This is a genomic window from Enterobacter sp. UNJFSC 003 (assembly GCF_036903355.1).
Lineage (GTDB): Bacteria > Pseudomonadota > Gammaproteobacteria > Enterobacterales > Enterobacteriaceae > Enterobacter.
The window spans coordinates 1-19996 of the sequence record NZ_JBAKHK010000001.1 but is presented as its reverse complement, the minus strand read 5'-3'; the positions used below and the strand labels follow the sequence as shown (position 1 = coordinate 19996).

Annotated in this window: 19 protein-coding genes; 8 read left to right on the top strand and 11 right to left on the bottom strand. The window is 52.4% G+C overall.

All coding sequences use genetic code 11. From position 1 onward, the window contains the following. Positions 1 to 13: 13 nt before the first annotated feature. From lepB to rseD, 7 genes are all read right to left on the bottom strand, one after another. Positions 14 to 988, bottom strand: a complete 975-nt coding sequence (gene lepB, locus V5P19_RS00095; protein WP_334398967.1) for a signal peptidase I — start codon at positions 986 to 988, stop codon at positions 14 to 16. Positions 989 to 1004: 16 nt separating this feature from the next. Next, positions 1005 to 2804, bottom strand: a complete 1800-nt coding sequence (gene lepA / locus V5P19_RS00090) for a translation elongation factor 4 (protein ID WP_334398965.1) — start codon at positions 2802 to 2804, stop codon at positions 1005 to 1007. A 185-nt stretch (positions 2805 to 2989) separates the two neighbouring features. Beyond that, positions 2990 to 3466, bottom strand: coding sequence for a SoxR-reducing system protein RseC (gene rseC / locus V5P19_RS00085; RefSeq protein ID WP_334398963.1), 477 nt, complete (start codon positions 3464 to 3466; stop codon positions 2990 to 2992). After that, positions 3463 to 4416 carry a sigma-E factor regulatory protein RseB gene (gene rseB, locus V5P19_RS00080; protein WP_334398961.1) on the bottom strand — a complete coding sequence of 318 codons (954 nt, stop codon included), beginning with the start codon at positions 4414 to 4416 and terminating at the stop codon, positions 3463 to 3465. Before rseB ends, rseC begins: the two co-directional genes overlap by 4 nt. Next, positions 4416 to 5066, bottom strand: coding sequence for an anti-sigma-E factor RseA (rseA, locus tag V5P19_RS00075; protein ID WP_334398959.1), 651 nt, complete (start codon positions 5064 to 5066; stop codon positions 4416 to 4418). Before rseA ends, rseB begins: the two co-directional genes overlap by 1 nt. 31 nt (positions 5067 to 5097) lie before the next feature. Continuing rightward, positions 5098 to 5673, bottom strand: a complete 576-nt coding sequence (gene rpoE / locus V5P19_RS00070) for an RNA polymerase sigma factor RpoE (protein ID WP_006176728.1) — start codon at positions 5671 to 5673, stop codon at positions 5098 to 5100. Next, the gene (rseD, locus tag V5P19_RS24695) at positions 5670 to 5753 is read right to left on the bottom strand and encodes a rpoE leader peptide RseD (protein WP_223605340.1); all 84 of its coding nucleotides are present in this window, start codon (positions 5751 to 5753) and stop codon (positions 5670 to 5672) included. Before rseD ends, rpoE begins: the two co-directional genes overlap by 4 nt. Positions 5754 to 6098: 345 nt before the next feature. Between rseD and nadB the strand changes: the two genes are divergently transcribed. Next, on the top strand, positions 6099 to 7718 hold the full coding sequence (gene nadB, locus V5P19_RS00065; protein WP_334398957.1) for an L-aspartate oxidase: 1620 nt from the start codon (positions 6099 to 6101) through the stop codon (positions 7716 to 7718). Here nadB and V5P19_RS00060 read toward each other — a convergent pair. Then, positions 7703 to 8440: a tRNA1(Val) (adenine(37)-N6)-methyltransferase gene (locus tag V5P19_RS00060; protein ID WP_334398955.1), complete on the bottom strand. Its 738-nt coding sequence runs from the start codon at positions 8438 to 8440 to the stop codon at positions 7703 to 7705. The genes nadB and V5P19_RS00060 overlap by 16 nt on opposite strands. A 132-nt stretch (positions 8441 to 8572) precedes the next feature. Between V5P19_RS00060 and srmB the strand changes: the two genes are divergently transcribed. Beyond that, positions 8573 to 9901 carry an ATP-dependent RNA helicase SrmB gene (gene srmB / locus V5P19_RS00055; protein ID WP_334398952.1) on the top strand — a complete coding sequence of 443 codons (1329 nt, stop codon included), beginning with the start codon at positions 8573 to 8575 and terminating at the stop codon, positions 9899 to 9901. Positions 9902 to 9953: 52 nt separating this feature from the next. Here the strand turns inward: srmB and grcA are convergent, their stop codons facing one another. Then, positions 9954 to 10337: an autonomous glycyl radical cofactor GrcA gene (gene grcA / locus V5P19_RS00050; protein ID WP_234671410.1), complete on the bottom strand. Its 384-nt coding sequence runs from the start codon at positions 10335 to 10337 to the stop codon at positions 9954 to 9956. 314 nt (positions 10338 to 10651) lie between these two features. Between grcA and ung the strand changes: the two genes are divergently transcribed. Then, on the top strand, positions 10652 to 11341 hold the full coding sequence (ung, locus tag V5P19_RS00045; RefSeq protein WP_334398947.1) for a uracil-DNA glycosylase: 690 nt from the start codon (positions 10652 to 10654) through the stop codon (positions 11339 to 11341). A 44-nt stretch (positions 11342 to 11385) separates the two neighbouring features. Here ung and V5P19_RS00040 read toward each other — a convergent pair whose 3' ends face one another. Then, entirely contained in the window at positions 11386 to 12483 is a 1098-nt protein-coding gene (locus V5P19_RS00040) for a tRNA/rRNA methyltransferase (protein ID WP_334398946.1), read from the bottom strand. Positions 12484 to 12687: 204 nt separating this feature from the next. On the opposite strand from V5P19_RS00040, the gene trxC reads away from it, so the two are divergent. From trxC to V5P19_RS00010, 5 genes are all read left to right on the top strand, one after another. Then, on the top strand, positions 12688 to 13107 hold the full coding sequence (gene trxC, locus V5P19_RS00035) for a thioredoxin TrxC (RefSeq protein WP_334398944.1): 420 nt from the start codon (positions 12688 to 12690) through the stop codon (positions 13105 to 13107). 69 nt (positions 13108 to 13176) lie between these two features. Then, complete coding sequence (gene tapT, locus V5P19_RS00030; protein WP_334398942.1) at positions 13177 to 13875, top strand: tRNA-uridine aminocarboxypropyltransferase; 699 nt, start codon at positions 13177 to 13179, stop codon at positions 13873 to 13875. A gap of 35 nt (positions 13876 to 13910) precedes the next feature. Beyond that, positions 13911 to 16574, top strand: coding sequence for a protein lysine acetyltransferase (gene pat, locus V5P19_RS00025; protein ID WP_334398940.1), 2664 nt, complete (start codon positions 13911 to 13913; stop codon positions 16572 to 16574). A gap of 110 nt (positions 16575 to 16684) precedes the next feature. Beyond that, the gene (gene pssA, locus V5P19_RS00015; RefSeq protein WP_334398938.1) at positions 16685 to 18040 is read left to right on the top strand and encodes a CDP-diacylglycerol--serine O-phosphatidyltransferase; all 1356 of its coding nucleotides are present in this window, start codon (positions 16685 to 16687) and stop codon (positions 18038 to 18040) included. 45 nt (positions 18041 to 18085) lie between these two features. Next, entirely contained in the window at positions 18086 to 18409 is a 324-nt protein-coding gene (locus tag V5P19_RS00010; protein WP_334398936.1) for a YfiM family lipoprotein, read from the top strand. On the opposite strand, the gene V5P19_RS00005 is transcribed toward V5P19_RS00010, so the two are convergent. Next, on the bottom strand, positions 18406 to 19701 hold the full coding sequence (locus V5P19_RS00005) for an MFS transporter (RefSeq protein WP_334398934.1): 1296 nt from the start codon (positions 19699 to 19701) through the stop codon (positions 18406 to 18408). The genes V5P19_RS00010 and V5P19_RS00005 overlap by 4 nt on opposite strands. Positions 19702 to 19996: the final 295 nt, after the last annotated feature.

Here is a 19996-nt window from a genome sequence, read left to right as displayed (position 1 = left end):
AATTTAGTAGGAATTAATGGATCCCACCAATACGATTCAGGCGAACGCCAGTCGGCCACTCACCTTCCTGCTTCTCGAAACTCATCCAGATTGCGGTCGCTTTGCCCACCAGATTGGCTTCCGGTACGAAGCCCCAGTAACGGCTGTCCGCGGAGTTATCGCGGTTATCACCCATCATGAAGTAATGTCCCGGCGGTACGATCCAGCTGGCCAGTTGTTGACCCGGCTGCTTGTAATACATACCGACCTGATCCTGCGCAATAGGTACGGTCAGAATACGGTGGGTAACATCCCCCAACGTCTCTTTACGTTCAACCAAACGAATACCGTTCTCTTTGGTTTCACCTTTCGGCACCTGGAAGAAACCGCTGGTCGCTTCGCCGCCGTTACGACGGGCGAAAGTCTGCACAAAATCGCTTGGCTCAACGTTTGAGTAGGTAATCGGCAGCGCGTTTTCACATGCGGTACCTGAACTGCAGCCTGGCTGTACGGTGACTTCTTTAGCAACCGGATCGTAGGTGACTTTATCACCCGGCAGACCGACCGCGCGCTTGATATAGTCCAGGCGCGGATCTTCCGGATATTTAAACACCACAATGTCGCCACGTTTCGGATGCCCCGTTTCGATCAGCGTTTTCTGGTAGATTGGATCTTTAATGCCGTAGGCAAACTTTTCCACCAGAATAAAATCGCCAATCAGCAGCGTTGGCATCATCGAACCTGATGGGATCTGGAAGGGTTCATAAATAAACGAACGCACCACCAGAACGATCGCCAGCACCGGGAAGACCGATGCCCCCGTTTCAAGCCAGCCCGGTTTCGGGCCTACTTTCTTCAGGGTTGTCGCATCAATCCCATCACCGGTGGCTGCCTGCGCGGCAGCCTGACGTTCACGGCGTTTTGGGGCGAAGATAAATTTATCCAGACACCACAGCAGACCTGTCACCAGGGTTGCGATGACCAGGATCAGGGCAAACATGTTCGCCATGCCAACTCCTTAAAGGTTATTTGCCGTCTTTGCCAACGTGAAGAATGGCAAGGAATGCTTCCTGCGGCAGCTCAACGTTACCGACCTGCTTCATACGTTTCTTACCGTCTTTCTGCTTCTGCAGCAGCTTTTTCTTACGACTGACGTCACCGCCATAGCATTTAGCCAGAACGTTTTTACGCAGCTGTTTTACGGTAGATCGGGCAATAATGTGGTTACCAATAGCCGCCTGAATCGCGATGTCGAACTGCTGACGTGGAATCAGCTCTTTCATCTTCTCAACCAGCTCACGACCACGGTATGGCGCGTTATCGTTGTGAGTGATCAGCGCCAGCGCATCAACACGCTCGCCGTTGATCAGCACGTCCACACGCACCATATTGGATGCCTGGAAACGTTTGAAATTGTAATCCAGTGACGCATAGCCGCGTGAGGTCGACTTCAGACGGTCGAAGAAGTCGAGAACCACTTCCGCCATCGGAATTTCATAGGTCAGGGCCACCTGGTTACCGTGGTAAACCATGTTGGTCTGTACGCCACGTTTCTCGATACACAGGGTAATCACGTTGCCGAGGAACTCCTGCGGCAGCAGCATGTGACACTCTGCGATAGGCTCGCGCAGCTCGTAAATATTGTTCAGTGGCGGCAGCTTAGACGGGCTATCGACGTGGATCACTTCTTTCGAGGTGGTTTCTACTTCATAGACTACGGTTGGCGCTGTGGTAATCAGATCCAGATCATACTCACGCTCCAGACGTTCCTGAATGATCTCCATGTGCAGCAGGCCAAGGAAGCCACAGCGGAAGCCGAAGCCCAGCGCCGTTGAACTTTCTGGCTCGTAGAACAGAGAAGCATCGTTGAGGCTCAGTTTGCCAAGCGCATCACGGAAGTTTTCATAATCATCAGAGCTGACCGGGAACAGACCGGCGTAGACCTGCGGCTTCACTTTTTTAAAGCCAGGCAGCGCTTTATCTGCTGGATTACGTGCCAGCGTCAGCGTATCACCTACCGGCGCGCCAAGAATGTCTTTGATTGCACAAACCAGCCAGCCTACTTCGCCGCATTTCAACTCGGTACGGTCAACCTGTTTTGGCGTGAAGATACCCAAACGGTCTGCGTTATAAGACTGCCCGGTGCTCATCACCTTGATTTTGTCGCCTTTACGCATGGTGCCGTTTTTAATACGCACCAGCGAGACAACGCCGAGGTAGTTATCAAACCAGGAGTCGATAATTAGCGCTTGCAGCGGGGCATCCGGGTCACCTTCCGGTGGCGGAATATCGCGCACCAGACGTTCCAGCACGTCAGGAACACCCACGCCGGTTTTTGCCGAGCAGCGCACGGCATCGGCCGCGTCGATGCCGACGATGTCTTCAATTTCTTCCGCTACGCGCTCAGGATCGGCGGCAGGCAGGTCGATTTTATTCAGAACCGGCACAACCTCGAGGTCCATTTCCATCGCGGTGTAGCAGTTTGCTAAGGTCTGGGCTTCAACGCCCTGCCCTGCATCCACCACCAGCAGCGCACCTTCACAGGCCGCCAGCGAACGCGATACTTCATAGGAGAAGTCAACGTGCCCTGGGGTGTCGATAAAGTTCAGTTGATAGGTTTCACCATCAGCCGCTTTATAGTCGAGCGTCACGCTCTGCGCTTTGATGGTAATACCGCGTTCGCGTTCCAGGTCCATGGAGTCCAGAACCTGGGCTGCCATTTCACGATCAGACAGGCCACCGCAAATCTGGATAATACGGTCAGACAGCGTCGACTTACCGTGGTCAATGTGAGCAATGATCGAAAAGTTACGTATGTTCTTCATATAGTTAAATAATTATGCCTTACGAATTCCTGGAGGCCGCTGTTCTTAGCCTGACGTTTTTCAGTGCGAAAACGCAGCATTCTACACTACATCCCCGTAACCTGGAAATGCACTTAGAGCCAAGCATAGCGCGAAGAAACGGCGTTGACTGAATTGAGATGTAAATAATGATAAAGCCCGGTGGATCACCGGGCCTCAGAAGAGAGTGTTTCAACGCGAAGTTGGTCTGGGGCCAGCGAGACGCTGAGAATTACGGGCTGCCACTCTTCCCGCGCGGCAAGCTTAGGAGAGAATCCTTTGGCTAGCCAAAATCCGCCAAGCCCTCCCAATGCAGCACCACACATGGCGGCCACATCTGTACCAAACAGCATTTGAAATAGTCCGCCCATCACAAACAGCCCTACCAATGGAGAAAGGTACACCAGCATGGCGGAACTCAATAAGCTGCCTTCCGCAATGCCCAGCTCCACTTTCTGCCCCGCCACCAAAGGCTGTTCGCTCGGAACAGCAATCGTGTGTGACGTTTGCGGTCCGAGCTTATTCAGCACGCGGCTACCGCAACCGGCTCGGGATGCACAGCTATTACAGGAGGCTTTCACATCGCAGCTGACCAGCGCAACGCCATCCTGCCACGATACGACCGTCGCCCATTCTTTGATCATTGTGCAGCCTTGAATTTAATGCTGTCGGAAATTCGCTTCGCCGTTTGTGGCGGTAATTCACCGACGATAGTGATCTCAGCGTTATCGCGTACCGTCGTACTGACCGTTCTGCGCCCGGTGCGGAGCATTTGTTCAGAGCTGTTTGCCGTTGCGCGGTTAATGTTAACCGAGAAACTGAACAAACCGTCTGAATAGAGGCGCGATTCAACCGGGGTTTCAATGGTTGGCAGCTGACGACGGCTGCTGGAAACTTCGCTAAACCCTTGTGGGATCCAGGAAGGTACCCAGTTGAAATTGACCGTATCGCCTGCAGGAACCGACAGCAGCGGCGGCAGACTCGCTTTAGCCAGATTCTGCATATTATTTCCGACCTGATTATTCACGGTGAAGGAAATTACACGGAACTGTTCCAGCGTCTCGCCGTCGCGATCTAGGAGGTCAACGCGCATAGGCAGCTTCGTTTCTGCATCAATCCAGACGATATAGCTGTAGCGCGTACCATCGCGAGCGACGACACGAATGACTTCACACAGTCTGTCCGCGATGCGCGTACGCCCTACCGAGATAAAATCGTAGTAAGGGGCAAGACGCTTAAAATCGGTGTAGATGAGCGATGGCAAAGAATCAACGATATAGTCGCCATTAAGCGTGAAAGGCTCCAGACCTGGCTCGAAATAGCTGATTTCGCTGCCACGCTGGACCACTTCTCGACGCGGGCCATCCATCTGTAAAAGCTGGGCGAGGGGCTGGTTATCAAGACGCGCATGGCGATAACGTAACGACTCTACGCCCTGCTTGTTGATACTGATAAATGCCAACTCGTAGTTGAGTGACTGGCTTGCCAGATTCATTTGCTGCAACAACGCCCCGGATGAAACATCAGCCGAGGCGTTGGCAGAGAAGAACAGGCTACCCGCCATCAGAGACATGGCGAACCAAAGTTGCTTCATTACTGCGATTGCGTTCCTAAAGTTTGGTTTCCTGGCACTTGCACAGCAGCCTGCTGGGTTTGTGCCTGCTCAAACTGAAGCTGTTCAGAGTGCAGACGACGCTGCAACTCGTAATCCTGCAACATCGCATTAATGCGACGGCGCTGCTCCTGAACCTGCTGTTGCTGACCGCCCGTTGCGGAAGCATCAGCCGGTACGCCCAGACTAACCGGGCTGGCTTTGCCCATCATCGGCAGTGTATTAAACACCGGCGCTTCTGGCTGCTGATTAGTTTCAGACTGAGTATTATAGTGCTGGACGCCAACGATAACTGCAAGCGATACGCATGCAGCCACACCCATTTGGGTAAGCTGGCTGGCCCAAGGACGCACCTTCTGCCAGAACGGCATTTTCTGCCACTGGTGAGGCGCAGGTTGAGCTTCAGGAATCAGCGGAGTGGTCTGATGAACTGGCTCGTTCTCAATGGCCGCCATGACGCGGGCAGAGATATCGAAATGGAGAACCTCGCCGGTATCACCGCGCAGGGTGTCACGGATGAGATGATAGCTCTCCCAGGTCTCTTGCATTTCTGAAGAATGAGACAGCTCATTGAGCAACTCACTGTCCAGCGTTTCACCATCCATTAAAGCGGAAAGTTTTTCTTTCTGCATGCCTAATACCTTTTCCAGTATCCCGCTATCGTCAACGCCTGATAAGCGGTTGAACTTTATTATCAATAGCTTCTCGCGCACGGAAAATTCGTGAACGTACCGTGCCGACCGGACAATCCATGATAGCGGCTATCTCTTCATAGCTCAGCCCATCCAACTCCCGTAACGTAATTGCCATACGTAAATCTTCCGGGAGCGACTCGATCGTGCGAAAAACGATTTGTCTCAGTTCTTCTGACAACATTAAGTTCTCAGGGTTCGAAATTTCTTTCAATGCGCCGCCACTTTCGAAGTTTTCGGCGTCGATTGCGTCCACATCACTTGACGGTGGACGACGGCCCTGAGCGACCAGATAATTCTTGGCAGTATTCACTGCAATACGGTACAGCCAGGTATAAAAAGCACTATCTCCCCGGAACGAATCCAGCGCACGATAGGCCTTTATAAAAGACTCTTGTACGACATCAGGTACATCACCTGACGGTACATAACGGGAAACCAGGCTCGCCACCTTATGCTGGTAGCGCACCACCAGTAAGTTAAAGGCTTTCTGATCTCCCTTCTGGACCCGTTCAACCAGGACCTGGTCCGTTAACTGCTCGCTCATCCGAGGTAATGTCTCCCCAAACCTAAATTCCACGCGTTATCGAAACGCCACTCTAAAAATACCGCACTTTGAGCAAGCACCGAGTTAGAGTGTCTGTTCTTCAATAAGTTCCGTAACGCCTTTGTTTTTGTTCATCGCGCCGCAGACCGTTCATTTTCTCTCATTATAAGTCTGTTCACGATACGCACCCACTTTCTGACAAGAAACATCTTTTTCGCCGTGAGAAGAGTAACGCAACACAGGCTTTATTTCACCACATAATCTGAAGCTAACGATCTGCTTCGCAAAATATTTTCGTTCTTTTACGCCATTTTAATCCCCGCTCAAGCGTTTAGTCATTGCAACTCACAGTAAAAAAAACGTGCGATATATCGCATCCTGGTGCTATTCTGGTCAAACACTGTTTAGTAAATTAAACAAGCATCATGAACACAACACCTGAACTCCATTGTGATGTACTGATTATCGGCAGCGGCGCTGCTGGCCTCTCCCTCGCGCTGCGATTGGCTGAACATCAGAACGTGATTGTTCTGAGTAAAGGCCCGATGAGCGAAGGGTCTACTTTTTATGCTCAGGGTGGCATTGCCGCCGTATTTGATGAAACGGATAGCATCGCGTCACATGTAGAAGATACGTTGATTGCCGGGGCCGGGATCGTCGACGAACATGCCGCAGCGTTTGTTGCCAGCAATGCTCGTCACTGCGTTCAATGGCTTATTGATCAGGGTGTGATATTTGACACTCAGGTGCAGCCTAACGGTGAAGAGAGCTATCATCTGACTCGTGAGGGTGGACATAGCCATCGCCGTATCCTGCACGCTGCTGACGCTACCGGAAAAGAAGTTGAAACTACGCTGGTCGGCAAGGCGCTCAGCCATCCTAATATCCAGGTGCTGGAGCGCAGTAATGCCGTTGACCTGATTATCTCTGATAAAGTTGGCCTTCCCGGCACGCGTCGCGTCGTCGGCGCATGGGTATGGAACCGCAATAAAGAGAAGGTTGAAACCTGCCGTGCGAAAGCCGTTGTGCTGGCCACGGGAGGCGCCTCAAAAGTCTATCAGTACACCACCAACCCGGATATTGCCTCCGGTGACGGCATCGCAATGGCATGGCGTGCAGGTTGTCGTGTGGCAAACCTTGAGTTCAACCAGTTCCACCCGACAGCGCTTTTTCACCCGCAGGCGCGTAACTTCTTGCTAACGGAAGCCCTGCGCGGCGAAGGGGCCTACCTAAAACGCCCAGACGGTTCCCGATTTATGCCGGACTTTGACGCCAGAGGTGAACTTGCGCCGCGCGATATCGTTGCGCGTGCTATTGACCACGAGATGAAACGTCTTGGCGTAGATTGCATGTACCTGGACATTAGCCATAAACCGGCAGAGTTCATTCGTCAGCACTTCCCGATGATTTACGAGAAATTGCTGAGTCTGGGAATTGATCTTACTCGCGATCGGGTGCCGATTGTGCCCGCCGCCCACTATACCTGCGGTGGCGTAATGGTTGATGATAATGGTCGTACCGACGTAGACGGCCTGTATGCTATCGGTGAGGTGAGTTATACCGGGCTGCACGGTGCGAACCGCATGGCATCCAACTCGCTGCTGGAGTGTCTGGTTTATGGCTGGTCTGCCGCAGAAGATATTAGCAAGCGCATGCCTTACGCCCGCCAGACGGAGCAATTACCCGCATGGGATGAGAGCCGTGTGGACAACCCGGACGAGCTCGTTGTTATCCAGCACAACTGGCACGAATTACGTTTATTCATGTGGGACTACGTTGGGATCGTGCGAACCACCAAACGGCTCGAGCGGGCATTACGCCGCATCATGATGCTGCAGCAGGAGATTGATGAATATTATGCCCACTTCCGCGTGTCTAACAATCTACTGGAGTTGCGCAACCTGGTCCAGGTTGCCGAGCTGATTGTGCGCTGTGCGATGATGCGTAAAGAGAGCCGCGGCCTGCACTATACGCTGGACTATCCGGATCAGCTGCCGGAGTCTGGCCCGTCAGTGCTCTCCCCACAGGTTCACATAAACAGATAAAATGCCTGGGTCAGCGCAGTGTAATCTTCGGAGTAACGCTGGTCTGACCCACGGATTACCATCCTGTCGTTAAAGCACTCCCCCTCTTTCGGTGAAAGAGCAAGCAGCACGCGATGCGGCAGTCGTCCCTCAGTATCCGAAATATCAGTGCGCAGCCGTAAGTACCAGCCGATTTCCTTCGCGTATTCTATGAACGTATTGCCCGTATTTTCCGGCAGTACCACGCAGAAGTAACCTTCTTCAGAAATGAGCTCTGCGGCACTGGTTAATAGCGCTTTATGATCGAGCGAACCGGTGTAGCGGGCCTGCTCACGTTCTGGCGTACCGCATTCAACGCCCGGCTCGTAGTATGGCGGATTACTGACAATCAGATCGTAGCGGGCTGTCTGTTCGGGCGCCCAGGACAGTATATCCGCACACTCAACGTTAATTCGATTTGCCCACGGAGATTCAGCCGCATTTTCACTCGCCTGCCCCGCTGCCTGTGCATCCAGCTCAACCGCATCGATAGTCACATGCTCGTCCGTGCGCTGTGCCAGCATCAACGCCAGCAGCCCACTCCCCGTACCGATATCCAAAATGCGCTTAACACCTGCGACAGGCGCCCAGGCACCAAGTAAAATACCGTCTGTACCGACTTTCATCGCACAGCGATCGTGAGCAATAAAGAACTGCTTAAAGGTGAAACCATCGCGGCGCAGCTGCGCTTTGAGTTGAGACATGTCAAGACAACCTTCTAAGTGGAACTGGAGTAGCATAGGGGAAAGCGAAGTGGTCGAAAAGCGATATCCATACAAACAGATGAAGATTACAGCCGTAACGTCTATAATCAGCGCCCCACACAGAGGTAGAACATGACTGTAACGACTTTTTCCGAACTTGAACTCGATGAAAGCCTGCTCAATGCACTTGAGAGCAAAGGCTTTACACGCCCGACCGCCATTCAGGCCGCGGCCATTCCGCCTGCGCTTGAGGGCCGCGATGTGCTCGGTTCTGCGCCAACCGGCACGGGGAAAACAGCAGCCTACTTGCTGCCTGTGTTGCAGCATCTGCTCGATTTCCCCCGTAAAAAATCAGGCCCGCCGCGTGTTTTGATCCTGACGCCTACGCGCGAACTGGCAACGCAGGTTGCCGAACACGCACGTGAACTTGCGGCGAACACGCATCTGGACATCGCCACCATTACCGGCGGCGTCGCGTATATGAACCACGCCGAAGTGTTCAGCGAAAACCAAGACATCGTCGTTGCGACGACTGGCCGTCTGCTGCAGTACATCAAAGAAGAGAACTTTGACTGCCGCGCCGTTGAAACCCTTATCCTTGACGAAGCTGACCGCATGCTGGACATGGGCTTTGCCCAGGATATTGAACATATTGCGGGTGAAACGCGCTGGCGCAACCAGACAATGCTGTTCTCTGCCACCCTGGAAGGGGAAGCGATTAAAGACTTCGCAGAGCGCCTGCTGGAAGACCCGGTGGAAGTGTCGGCTACGCCTTCCACGCGCGAACGCAAGAAGATCCACCAGTGGTACTACCGTGCGGATAACCTTGAGCACAAAGTTGAACTGCTGAAACACCTGCTGAAGCAGGAAGATGCCCTTCGTACCATCGTCTTTGTGCGTAAACGCGAGCGCGTGCATGAGCTGGCCGAAATGCTGCGTAATGCCGGGATCAACAACTGCTACCTCGAAGGTGAGATGGCGCAGGTTAAGCGTACCGAGGGCATTAAACGCCTGACAGAGGGGCGCGTAAACGTGCTGGTCGCCACTGACGTTGCAGCGCGAGGAATCGATATTCCAGACGTGAGCCATGTGATTAACTTCGATATGCCGCGCAGTGGAGATACCTACCTTCACCGCATCGGCCGTACCGGTCGTGCTGGGCGTAAAGGTATTGCCATTTCTCTGGTTGAAGCACACGATCATCTGCTGCTGCAGAAGATTGGTCGCTACGTTGATGAGCCGCTGAAATCCCGCGTCATTGATGAACTTCGTCCGACCACACGTGCCCCTAGCGAAAAAATGACCGGTAAACCGTCTAAAAAAGCGCTCGCTAAACGTGCTGAGAAGAAAGAGAAAGAAAAAGAGAAGCCACGCGTTAAGCAACGTCACCGCGATACCAGAAACGTGGGTAAACGCCGTAAGCCAAGTGGCTCTACGCCAGAATCGCAAACTGAAGAGTAAAAAAAAACCGGGGAAATCCCCGGTTTTTTATTCCACCCCCGTGGCTGAAACCTTACAGGCTTTCAGTGAAGGTACGCGCGATAACGTCGCGCTGCTGTTCCGGAGTTAAGGAGTTGAAACGTACCGCATAACCTGAAACACGAATAGTCAGCTGCGGATATTTTTCAGGGTGCTCAACAGCATCCATCAGTGTTTCGCGGCGCAGAACGTTCACGTTCAGGTGCTGACCGCCTTCCACGCGCACTTCTGGCTTCACTTCCATTGGAATTTCACGGTATTCGATTTCGCCCAGTTTGTTTACCGGAACGATTTCGTCTTCTGCAAAACCTGCCTTAGCTACTACACAGCGTGCTTCACCTTTCTCGCTGTCCAGCAGCCAAAAAGAGTTGAGCAGGTCGTCATTTGCAGCTTTAGTAATCTGGATACCTGTAATCATGTGATGCCTCCCTTGGGCTACATTAACGGGTGTCGGCCTTTGGCGGCCAATTGGTAAAACCATTGTTTCTTGCGTGTATATATATCACCCAGCCAGTTGTGATTTATTGATTTAAATCAACAAAAACACCAACCACATAAAGAGTATGGTTTGAATTTATTGTTTTAGATCAATTTTAAAACCTTCCCAGTTCAAACCACTTTGCACATTTTCAAATATTATTTAAGGGTTTAGTGGAAATTTCCCCCAGGAATTTTGCTCACCGATATTTAACGGTTAAGCTAGGCAAAAATTGAGAATCGCAGGAGAGCGAGATGACGACACCTTTAACATGGCATGACGTACTGGCAGAAGAAAAGCAACAGCCCTATTTTATCAATACCCTTAGTACTGTGGCGGCTGAACGCCAGTCTGGCCAGGTAATTTATCCGCCACAAAAAGATGTTTTTAACGCTTTTCGCTATACCGAGTTGAGTGACGTCAAAGTGGTCATCCTGGGTCAGGACCCTTATCACGGACCAGGGCAAGCGCATGGACTGGCATTTTCCGTGCGTCCGGGCATCGCCATTCCGCCTTCTCTGCTGAATATGTATAAAGAACTTGAAGGCACGCTACCAGGATTTACCCGCCCCAACCATGGCTATCTGGAAAGCTGGGCGCACCAGGGCGTGTTATTGCTGAACACCGTGTTGACCGTACGCGCCGGTCAGGCGCATTCTCACGCCAGCCTGGGCTGGGAAACCTTTACGGATAAAGTCATTAGCCTTATCAATACGCACCGTGAAGGGGTGGTGTTTTTGCTCTGGGGTTCGCACGCGCAAAAGAAAGGGGCAATTATCGATCGTGAACGTCATCACGTCCTGAAAGCGCCGCACCCGTCGCCGCTGTCTGCACATCGCGGTTTCTTCGGCAGTAATCATTTTGTTCTGGCGAATGAATGGCTGGAAAAACGGGGCGAAAAGCCCATTGACTGGATGCCTGTATTACCGGCAGAAAGTGAGTGATAAGCGTTATGCCCGGTTTCCCGGGCATACGAAAAGCATAAAACTTATGCTTTGTTCTGACGCCACCATTCAGCCAGCAGTACGCCAGTTGCAACGGAAACGTTCAGGCTCTCAACATTGCCTGTACCATCAATAGAGACGCTCAGATCCGCGCTGGACAGTACCGCATCAGACAGACCATCACGCTCCTGGCCTAACACCAGCACCATTTTACGTGGCAGCGTCGCTTTAAACAGCGGCGTAGCAGCATGACTTGAGGTGGTCACAATGGAGTAGCCCGCTTTACGGAACTGCTCAATCGCTTCCAGTACGCTGTCACCAGTGATCGGCTGAACATGTTCAGCGCCGCCTTCTGCAGTACGGATCGCCGCACCGGATTCCAGCAGCGCAGCATCCTGCAACAACACACCTTTCACGCCAAAGTGCGCGCAGCTGCGCATCATTGCGCCCAGATTGTGCGGATTGCCCACATCTTCAAGCGCCAGTACGCAGTCATCGGCATCCGCCTGGCTGACCCACTGTTGTACGGTAGTACCGTTACGTTTCTTGATCAGGAAGCAGACGCCACCGTGGTGCTCAGTACCGGACGCTTTCGTCAGCTCGGCATCATCGACCACATGATAGGCTTTACGGTTTGCGGCCATCCAACGCAGCGCTTCTTTGAAGCGCGGAGTGACGCTCTGGATAAACCAGGCGCGGACGATACACTCAGGGCGGCTCAGGAACAGTGCCTGGCAAGCATTCTCGCCATAAACGCGGGTCTCTTCTGCACGTTGACGGCGCAGCACTTCCGGATCGATAAAGCTTTTACCGCTGATCCCGCCGTGATCGGCCTTTTCTTGCGTCTCATCACCAGGTGCACGAGAAACGGTACGCCATGGGGAGGCATCACGCTGGAAATCGTCACGTGGTCGGTCATCGCGTTTGCGATCGTCACGCTTACGGTCATCACGTTTGCGGTCATCACCGCGGTTATTTCTGTCATCGCGGGCGGGGCGACGGCCACCGTCTGCACGAGAGGACGCCGGACGCCCGCCACCTTTTCCGGTACGCGGATTTTGGGTGCGTTTATCAGAGTCATCATCACTGCGGACATACATCACTTTGACCTTGCCGCTTTTGTTTTTCATTTCGTCGTTCATGCTTTTCTCCACCAGCGCTGCGCGAAGCGCGCAGATTACCCGATGTGTCACCTCATAGCCATAATTTCGTACAAAAGCCTGTGACTATTGTTCTCATTGAATAAAACGCATTGTCGTTTCAAACAGGCTCATTGATAATATGTAACATATTAGAAACAATATCGGCATTCTGCCGCTGTCCCGCGGCTCTATCAGAGGTTAGTTATGAATACCGTATGTGCCAACTGTCAGGCTTTAAATCGCATTCCGGACGAACGGATTGAAGATGGTGCGAAATGCGGACGTTGTGGTCATGAATTATTTGATGGCGACGTCATTAACGCTACAGGTGCTACGCTGGACAAACTCCTCAAGGACGATCTTCCTGTAGTGGTCGATTTCTGGGCCCCCTGGTGCGGCCCGTGCCGTAACTTTGCGCCAATATTTGAAGATGTGGCCGAAGAGCGTAGCGGAAAGATGCGCTTCGTTAAGGTGAATACCGAAGCCGAACGCGAACTGAGTGCCCGTTTTCGCATTCGAAGCATCCCAACCATTATGATTTTCAAAAATGGTGAGGTCATCGACATGCTCAACGGCGCGGTACCAAAGGCGCCTTTTGAAAGCTGGTTAAACGAATCACTGTAACATTCGCGGGGTACATCTTGTGCCCCGTTCCCGCCTCTGCGAAAATAGCGTTTTTCCTGCACTTCGCCCATGACTAATAACGCTGTTCTTCAATTACGCGCCGAACGCCTTGCACGTGCGACTCGCCCTTTCCTTGCCCGTGGCAATCGCATTCGCCGCTGTCAACGCTGCCTGTTGCCGCTTAAAGTATGCTTATGCGAGACGCTTACGCCGAGCATGGCGAAAAGCCGTTTTTGTCTGGTGATGTTCGATACGGAACCGATGAAACCCAGCAATACTGGCCGTCTTATTGCCGATATTTTGCCGGATACCGTCGCGTTTCAGTGGTCGCGCACGGAGCCGCCTCAGGCATTGCTCGACATTGTGGCCAATCCAGACTATCAGCCGATGGTCGTGTTTCCTGCCTCCTATGCCGGAGAACAGAGACAGGTGCTTTCCGCGCCGTCATCAGGCAAACCGCCGCTGTTTATTATGCTGGACGGTACCTGGACCGAGGCACGGAAAATGTTTCGTAAAAGCCCGTATCTGGATGTGCTCCCGGTAATTTCCATCGATCTTTCTCGCGTATCTGCCTATCGCCTGCGTGAAGCACATGCTGAAGGGCAATATTGCACCGCAGAAGTGGCGATTGCACTTCTGGATTTAGCGGGCGACACCGTGGCGGCTGGCGCTTTGGGTAACCATTTCGCTTGTTTTCGCGAGCGCTACCTGGCGGGAAAAACCGTTCATAAGGGCAACGTCACAGCAACTGAGGCAGAAAGCGTTTAAAATCATCAGGTCGCTTGCATTCACAGGAGAATTGCATGAGCCAGCGAGGGTTAGAAGCGCTACTACGTCCTAAATCCATTGCCGTTATTGGCGCCTCAATGAAACCGGACCGCGCCGGTTATCTGATGATGCGCAATCTGCTGGCCGGCGGATTTAATGGCCCCGTCATGCCCGTTACCCCCGCCTATAAAGCTGTTCAGGGCGTACTTGCCTGGCCGGATATACAGAGCCTGCCCTTCGTGCCCGATCTTGCCGTGCTCTGTACGCATGCAAAACGGAACCTCGAATTACTGGAGTCACTCGGCACGAAAGGATGCAAAACCTGTATTATTCTCTCCTCGCCGTCTGAGCAACAGCCTGCGCTTCTGGCCTGTGCCGGCCGACATCAGATGCGTATTCTCGGCCCAAACAGTCTGGGCCTGCTCGCGCCGTGGCAGGGATTAAACGCCAGTTTCTCCCCGGTGCCTATCCGAAAAGGCAAGCTGGCCTTCATTTCGCAGTCGGCAGCCGTATCGAACACCATCCTTGACTGGGCACAACAGCGGGAGATGGGATTTTCCTATTTCATCGCACTGGGCGACAGCCTGGATATCGACGTTGATGAATTACTGGATTTCCTGGCACGCGACAGTAAAACCAGCGCTATTCTTCTTTACCTTGAGCACCTCAGCGACGCGCGTCGTTTTGTGTCGGCATCACGTAGCGCATCACGCAATAAACCGATCCTGGTCATTAAAAGCGGGCGGAGTCCTACAGCTCAGCGCCTGCTGCATTCTCATTCCGGCATGGATCCGGCCTGGGATGCCGCGATCCAGCGTGCGGGGTTGCTGCGTGTACAGGACACACACGAGCTGTTTTCCGCCGTTGAGACGTTAAGCCATATGCGCCCGCTACGCGGTGAGAAGTTAATGATTGTCAGTAATGGTGCAGCCCCTGCAGCACTGGCACTTGATGAGCTGTGGCTTCGCAACGGCAAGCTGGCGACACTGGGTGACGAAACCCTTCAGCGCCTGCGCGATACATTGCCTGGCAGCGTTGCGCCCGGTAATCCGCTCGACTTACGTGACGATGCCAGCAGCGATCGCTATATCAAGGCAATCTCCATTTTACTGGATAGTCAGGATTTCGATGCTTTGATGATTATCCACTCGCCCAGCGCGGTAGCTCCCGGCAGCGAAAGTGCGCGTGCGCTTATCGAGGCCGTGCGAAACCACCCTCGCGGTAAATACGTCACCCTGTTGACCAACTGGTGCGGTGAGTTTTCTTCCCAGGAAGCGCGGCGTCTTTTCAGTGAAGCCGGACTGCCAACGTACCGTACTCCGGAAGGCACTATTACCGCGTTTATGCATATGGTGGAATATCGTCGTAACCAGAAGCAGCTACGTGAAACGCCTGCGTTACCCGGCAACCTGACGGCGAATTCCGTCGACGTCCACCGGCTGCTGCTGCAGGCTATCGACGAAGGCGCGACATCCCTTGATACTCACGAAGTACAGCCCATTCTTGGCAGTTATGGGATGCAAACCCTGCCCACCTGGATCGCCAGCGACAGTGCTGAAGCAGTGCATATTGCCGAGCAGATTGGTTATCCAGTCGCCCTTAAGCTCCGATCGCCGGATATTCCACATAAGTCAGACGTGCAGGGCGTTATGCTCTATCTCCGTACGGCCGCGGAAGTACAGCAAGCGGCAGATGCCATTATCGACCGCGTAAAAATGACCTGGCCGCAGGCCAGGATCCATGGTCTGCTGGTGCAAAGTATGGCAAACCGTGCGGGTGCTCAGGAGCTACGGGTCGTTGTTGAACAGGATCCGGTTTTTGGCCCGCTAATCATGTTGGGTGAAGGCGGTGTTGAATGGAGACCGGATGAGCAGGCCGTTGTGGCGCTCCCCCCGCTGAACATGAACCTGGCACGCTATCTGGTTATTCAGGCTATCAAAAGTAAAAAAATCCGTGGCCGCAGCGCCCTGCGCCCCCTTGATATTGCCGGGTTGAGCCAATTTTTGGTGCAGGTTTCTAACCTGATTGTCGACTGTGCGGAGATCCAGCGTTTGGACATTCATCCCCTGCTCGCCTCCGGCAATGAATTTACGGCGCTGGACGTTACGCTGGATATTGCCCCTTTCGACGGGGACAGAGAAAGTCGCCTTGCGATCCGTCCGTATCCTCTACAGCTCGAAGAGTGGGTTGAGATGAAAAATGGTGAACAGGCCCTGTTTCGCCCTATTCTGCCTGAAGATGAACCACAGCTACGCGTGTTCATTTCTCAGGTCACTAAAGAAGATCTTTACTATCGCTACTTTAGCGAAATCAATGAATTTACCCATGATGATTTAGCCAATATGACCCAGATCGACTACGATCGTGAAATGGCATTTGTTGCCGTTCGTCGTTCCGATCGGGGAGATGAGATCCTCGGTGTGACGCGTGCCATTTCCGACCCGGACAATGTTGATGCTGAGTTTGCGGTACTCGTGCGCTCCGATCTTAAAGGCCTGGGCCTCGGGCGGCGACTGCTGGAAAAACTAATCAGTTATACGCGCGATCACGGATTGTTACGCCTCAATGGCATTACTATGCCAAATAATCGCGGTATGGTGACACTGGCGAGGAAACTCGGATTTGACGTTGATGTTCAGCTGGATGAAGGGATTGTCGCCTTGTCCCTCAGCCTGAATTCAGCAGATAAACACGAGTAAGCTACTGGAAATGTTACCCACTTTGCACGGTACTGGTGGTATCATTGTCCGCTTATGTTGTTTGCATGGTACAGACAACCCTTCAATGAACAGAGAAGAAACGCACTGTGATGTTGTCAAAATTTAAGCGTAATAAACATCAACAACACCTTGCTCAACTACCGAAGATTTCTCAGTCAGTTGATGATGTAGAGTTCTTTTATGCTCCCGCTCATTTTCGGGAGACGCTTCTGGAAAAGATTGCCAGCGCCACGCGACGCATTTGCATTGTGGCACTGTATCTTGAACAGGATGAAGGTGGGCGCGCGATCCTGAACGCGCTCTATGAAGCTAAACGTCAACGTCCAGAACTGGATGTTCGGGTGCTGGTTGACTGGCATCGCGGGCAGCGTGGACGCATCGGCGCTGCCGCTTCAAACACCAATGCAGACTGGTATTGCCGTACGGCTCATGAAAACCCAGGTGTCGATGTGCCTGTTTATGGTGTACCGGTAAATACCCGTGAGGCCCTTGGCGTACTGCATTACAAAGGTTTCATTATTGATGATAGCGTGCTTTACAGCGGTGCGAGTCTGAATGATGTTTACCTCCATCAGCTCGATAAGTATCGCTATGACCGCTATCATCTGATTCGTAATCCGCAGATGGCCGACATCATGTTCAACTGGGTTGATAAGAACCTTGTTCATGGTCGCGGCGTGAACCGTCTTGACGATCCCCTGCGTCCAAAGAGCCCTGAAATAAAAAATGACGTGCGAGCCTTCCGACAGGAATTACGCGATGCGGTCTATCATTTCCAGGGCGATGCTAATAACGAAGAGCTGTCCGTTACGCCGTTGGTAGGATTAGGTAAATCCAGCCTGCTGAATAAAACCATTTATCACCTGATGCCGTGTGCGGAGCATAAGCTCACCATCTGTACGCCATATTTCAACCTTCCCGCGGTGCTTGTACGTAATATTATTCAGCTGCTGCGTGATGGGAAGAAAGTGGAAATTATCGTCGGTGATAAAACGGCAAACGACTTCTTCATCCCGGAAGATCAGCCGTTCAAGATCATCGGTGCCCTGCCCTATCTCTATGAAATCAATCTGCGTCGTTTCCTGAGCCGCTTACAGTACTATGTGAATACCGATCAGCTGGTTGTGCGTCTCTGGAAAGATGAAGAAAATAGCTATCATCTCAAAGGGATGTGGGTCGATGATGAATGGATGCTGCTGACCGGCAATAACCTGAACCCACGCGCCTGGCGTCTGGATCTGGAAAATGCCATATTGATCCACGATCCGCAGCATGAGCTTGCCGCGAAACGCGATCGCGAGCTGGAACTTATTCGCACTCATACAACAGTTGTGCGCCATTACCGCGATCTGCAGAGTATTGCCGATTATCCGGTGAAAGTGCGCAAACTTATTCGCCGTTTACGTCGAATCCGTATTGACCGTCTTATTAGTCGTATTCTGTAATATTCAGGCCCTGTCATCGACAGGGCTTTTTTATGGAGTTCGTAAATGCGTATCCCTCTCCTGCTGGGCATCCTTTGCTTGACCGGATGCAGCCATATGGCAAACGATAGCTGGTCTGGTCAGGATAAAGCGCAGCACTTTCTTGCGTCTGCTATATTATCTGCCGCGGGTAACGAGTATGCACAGCGCCAGGGATATAGTCGGGATCGTAGCGCAGCAATCGGCCTGATGTTCTCGTTAAGCCTCGGTGCATCTAAGGAACTTTGGGATAGCCGCGCCGCAGGAAGCGGATGGAGTTGGAAAGACTTTGCCTGGGACGTAGCCGGTGCATCGACCGGCTACGCCGTATGGCAGATGGCGCACTATTAAAGTCGAATCCCTTTACCCCTGCGGTGCAGCATCAGGGAGACGATGAATGCCAGCGCGCCCATCACGGTGACATACCAGAAGAAGGTCGTTTCACTTCCCCATGATTTAAGAGACAGCGCAACATACTCAGCAGAGCCGCCAAACAGTGCATTCGCTACCGCATAAGAAAGCCCTACCCCTAAAGCACGCACCTGCGCCGGAAACATTTCTGCCTTCAGGATCCCACTGATAGACGTGTAAAAACTGACAATGACCAACGCCAGCATGACCAGAGCAAAGGCAGCGTAAGGGGAAGACACATGCTGGAGAGCAGACAAGATAGGTACGGTACAGACCGCAGACAGCCCACCGAATATCAGCATTGACGTCCGTCGTCCCATCTTATCTGAGAGCGCGCCAATAAGTGGCTGTATCAACATAAAGACAAACAGCGCGACGGTCATTACTACACTGGCCACGTTGGCATGCATTCCCGTCGTGTTCACCAAATACTTTTGCATATAGGTGGTGAAGGTATAAAAGCTGAGTGAGCCGCCAGCGGTGAACCCCAATACCATCAGGAAGGCCTTACGGTTACGCCATAATCCTTTGAATGTTCCAGCCTCTTTCAGTGTTCTGACCTCTTTCTGAGAAGTTTCATCCAGCTGACGACGCAGCCAAAGTGCGACGATGGCCAGAACAGCCCCCATCGCAAAGGGGATCCGCCACCCCCAACCGTGGAGTTGTTCATCTGTAAGGATCTGCTGGAGGATCACTACAACCAGGATGGCCAACAACTGCCCACCAATAAGCGTAACGTACTGGAATGAGGCGTAAAAACCTTTCCGGCCTTCAAGTGCAATTTCGCTCATATAGGTTGCACTGGTACCGTATTCTCCTCCTACTGATAATCCCTGAAACAAGCGAGCCAGTAACAGCAGCGCTGGCGCCCATGTACCGATAGTTTCATAACCGGGTAAGCATGCGATGACCAATGAACCAAAGCACATCATGCAGACGGAGATAAGCATGGAGGCTTTGCGCCCACGACGATCCGCGATGCGGCCAAACAACCAGCCACCAATTGGACGCATTAAGAATCCAGCGGCAAAAACGCCTGCTGTTTGTAGCAGTTGAGTGGTGGTGTTACCGGACGGAAAGAAAATATGTGCGAAGTAGAGTGAACAAAACGAGTAGACGTAGAAGTCGAACCATTCAACCAGATTACCTGAAGAGGCGCTGACGATTGCCCATACTCTTCTACGGGTATCACTGTTATCCAGCGTCCCGTGTGATGTGATGTTTTCTGTCATTGTAATTATGCTCCTGCCATATACAGCGGCGTGTTGAGCCAGAAAGACTCAATTGCTTCGTAAATGAAATGTTATAATTTTGTTATATATAACATTGCGATGGAGATCACATATTTTATTAGCAGGGTAAGGGAAACGAAGGCAGGTATGAGTTTATGAATACCGGTAAGGGAGAAAAACGCAAAAAGGCCATCCGCAAGGATGGCCTCTTCACTTGTTTGATGCCTGGCAGTTCCCTACTCTCACATGGGGAGACCCCACACTACCATCGGCGCTACGGCGTTTCACTTCTGAG

Coding starts and splice junctions, on each gene's coding strand:
- lepB (WP_334398967.1), bottom strand. CDS start 988: ATGGCGAACATGTTTGCCCTGATCCTGGTCATCGCAACCCTGGTGACA.
- lepA (WP_334398965.1), bottom strand. CDS start 2,804: ATGAAGAACATACGTAACTTTTCGATCATTGCTCACATTGACCACGGT.
- rseC (WP_334398963.1), bottom strand. CDS start 3,466: ATGATCAAAGAATGGGCGACGGTCGTATCGTGGCAGGATGGCGTTGCG.
- rseB (WP_334398961.1), bottom strand. CDS start 4,416: ATGAAGCAACTTTGGTTCGCCATGTCTCTGATGGCGGGTAGCCTGTTC.
- rseA (WP_334398959.1), bottom strand. CDS start 5,066: ATGCAGAAAGAAAAACTTTCCGCTTTAATGGATGGTGAAACGCTGGAC.
- rpoE (WP_006176728.1), bottom strand. CDS start 5,673: ATGAGCGAGCAGTTAACGGACCAGGTCCTGGTTGAACGGGTCCAGAAG.
- nadB (WP_334398957.1), top strand. CDS start 6,099: ATGAACACAACACCTGAACTCCATTGTGATGTACTGATTATCGGCAGC.
- V5P19_RS00060 (WP_334398955.1), bottom strand. CDS start 8,440: ATGTCTCAACTCAAAGCGCAGCTGCGCCGCGATGGTTTCACCTTTAAG.
- srmB (WP_334398952.1), top strand. CDS start 8,573: ATGACTGTAACGACTTTTTCCGAACTTGAACTCGATGAAAGCCTGCTC.
- grcA (WP_234671410.1), bottom strand. CDS start 10,337: ATGATTACAGGTATCCAGATTACTAAAGCTGCAAATGACGACCTGCTC.
- ung (WP_334398947.1), top strand. CDS start 10,652: ATGACGACACCTTTAACATGGCATGACGTACTGGCAGAAGAAAAGCAA.
- V5P19_RS00040 (WP_334398946.1), bottom strand. CDS start 12,483: ATGAACGACGAAATGAAAAACAAAAGCGGCAAGGTCAAAGTGATGTAT.
- trxC (WP_334398944.1), top strand. CDS start 12,688: ATGAATACCGTATGTGCCAACTGTCAGGCTTTAAATCGCATTCCGGAC.
- tapT (WP_334398942.1), top strand. CDS start 13,177: ATGACTAATAACGCTGTTCTTCAATTACGCGCCGAACGCCTTGCACGT.
- pat (WP_334398940.1), top strand. CDS start 13,911: ATGAGCCAGCGAGGGTTAGAAGCGCTACTACGTCCTAAATCCATTGCC.
- pssA (WP_334398938.1), top strand. CDS start 16,685: ATGTTGTCAAAATTTAAGCGTAATAAACATCAACAACACCTTGCTCAA.
- V5P19_RS00010 (WP_334398936.1), top strand. CDS start 18,086: ATGCGTATCCCTCTCCTGCTGGGCATCCTTTGCTTGACCGGATGCAGC.
- V5P19_RS00005 (WP_334398934.1), bottom strand. CDS start 19,701: ATGACAGAAAACATCACATCACACGGGACGCTGGATAACAGTGATACC.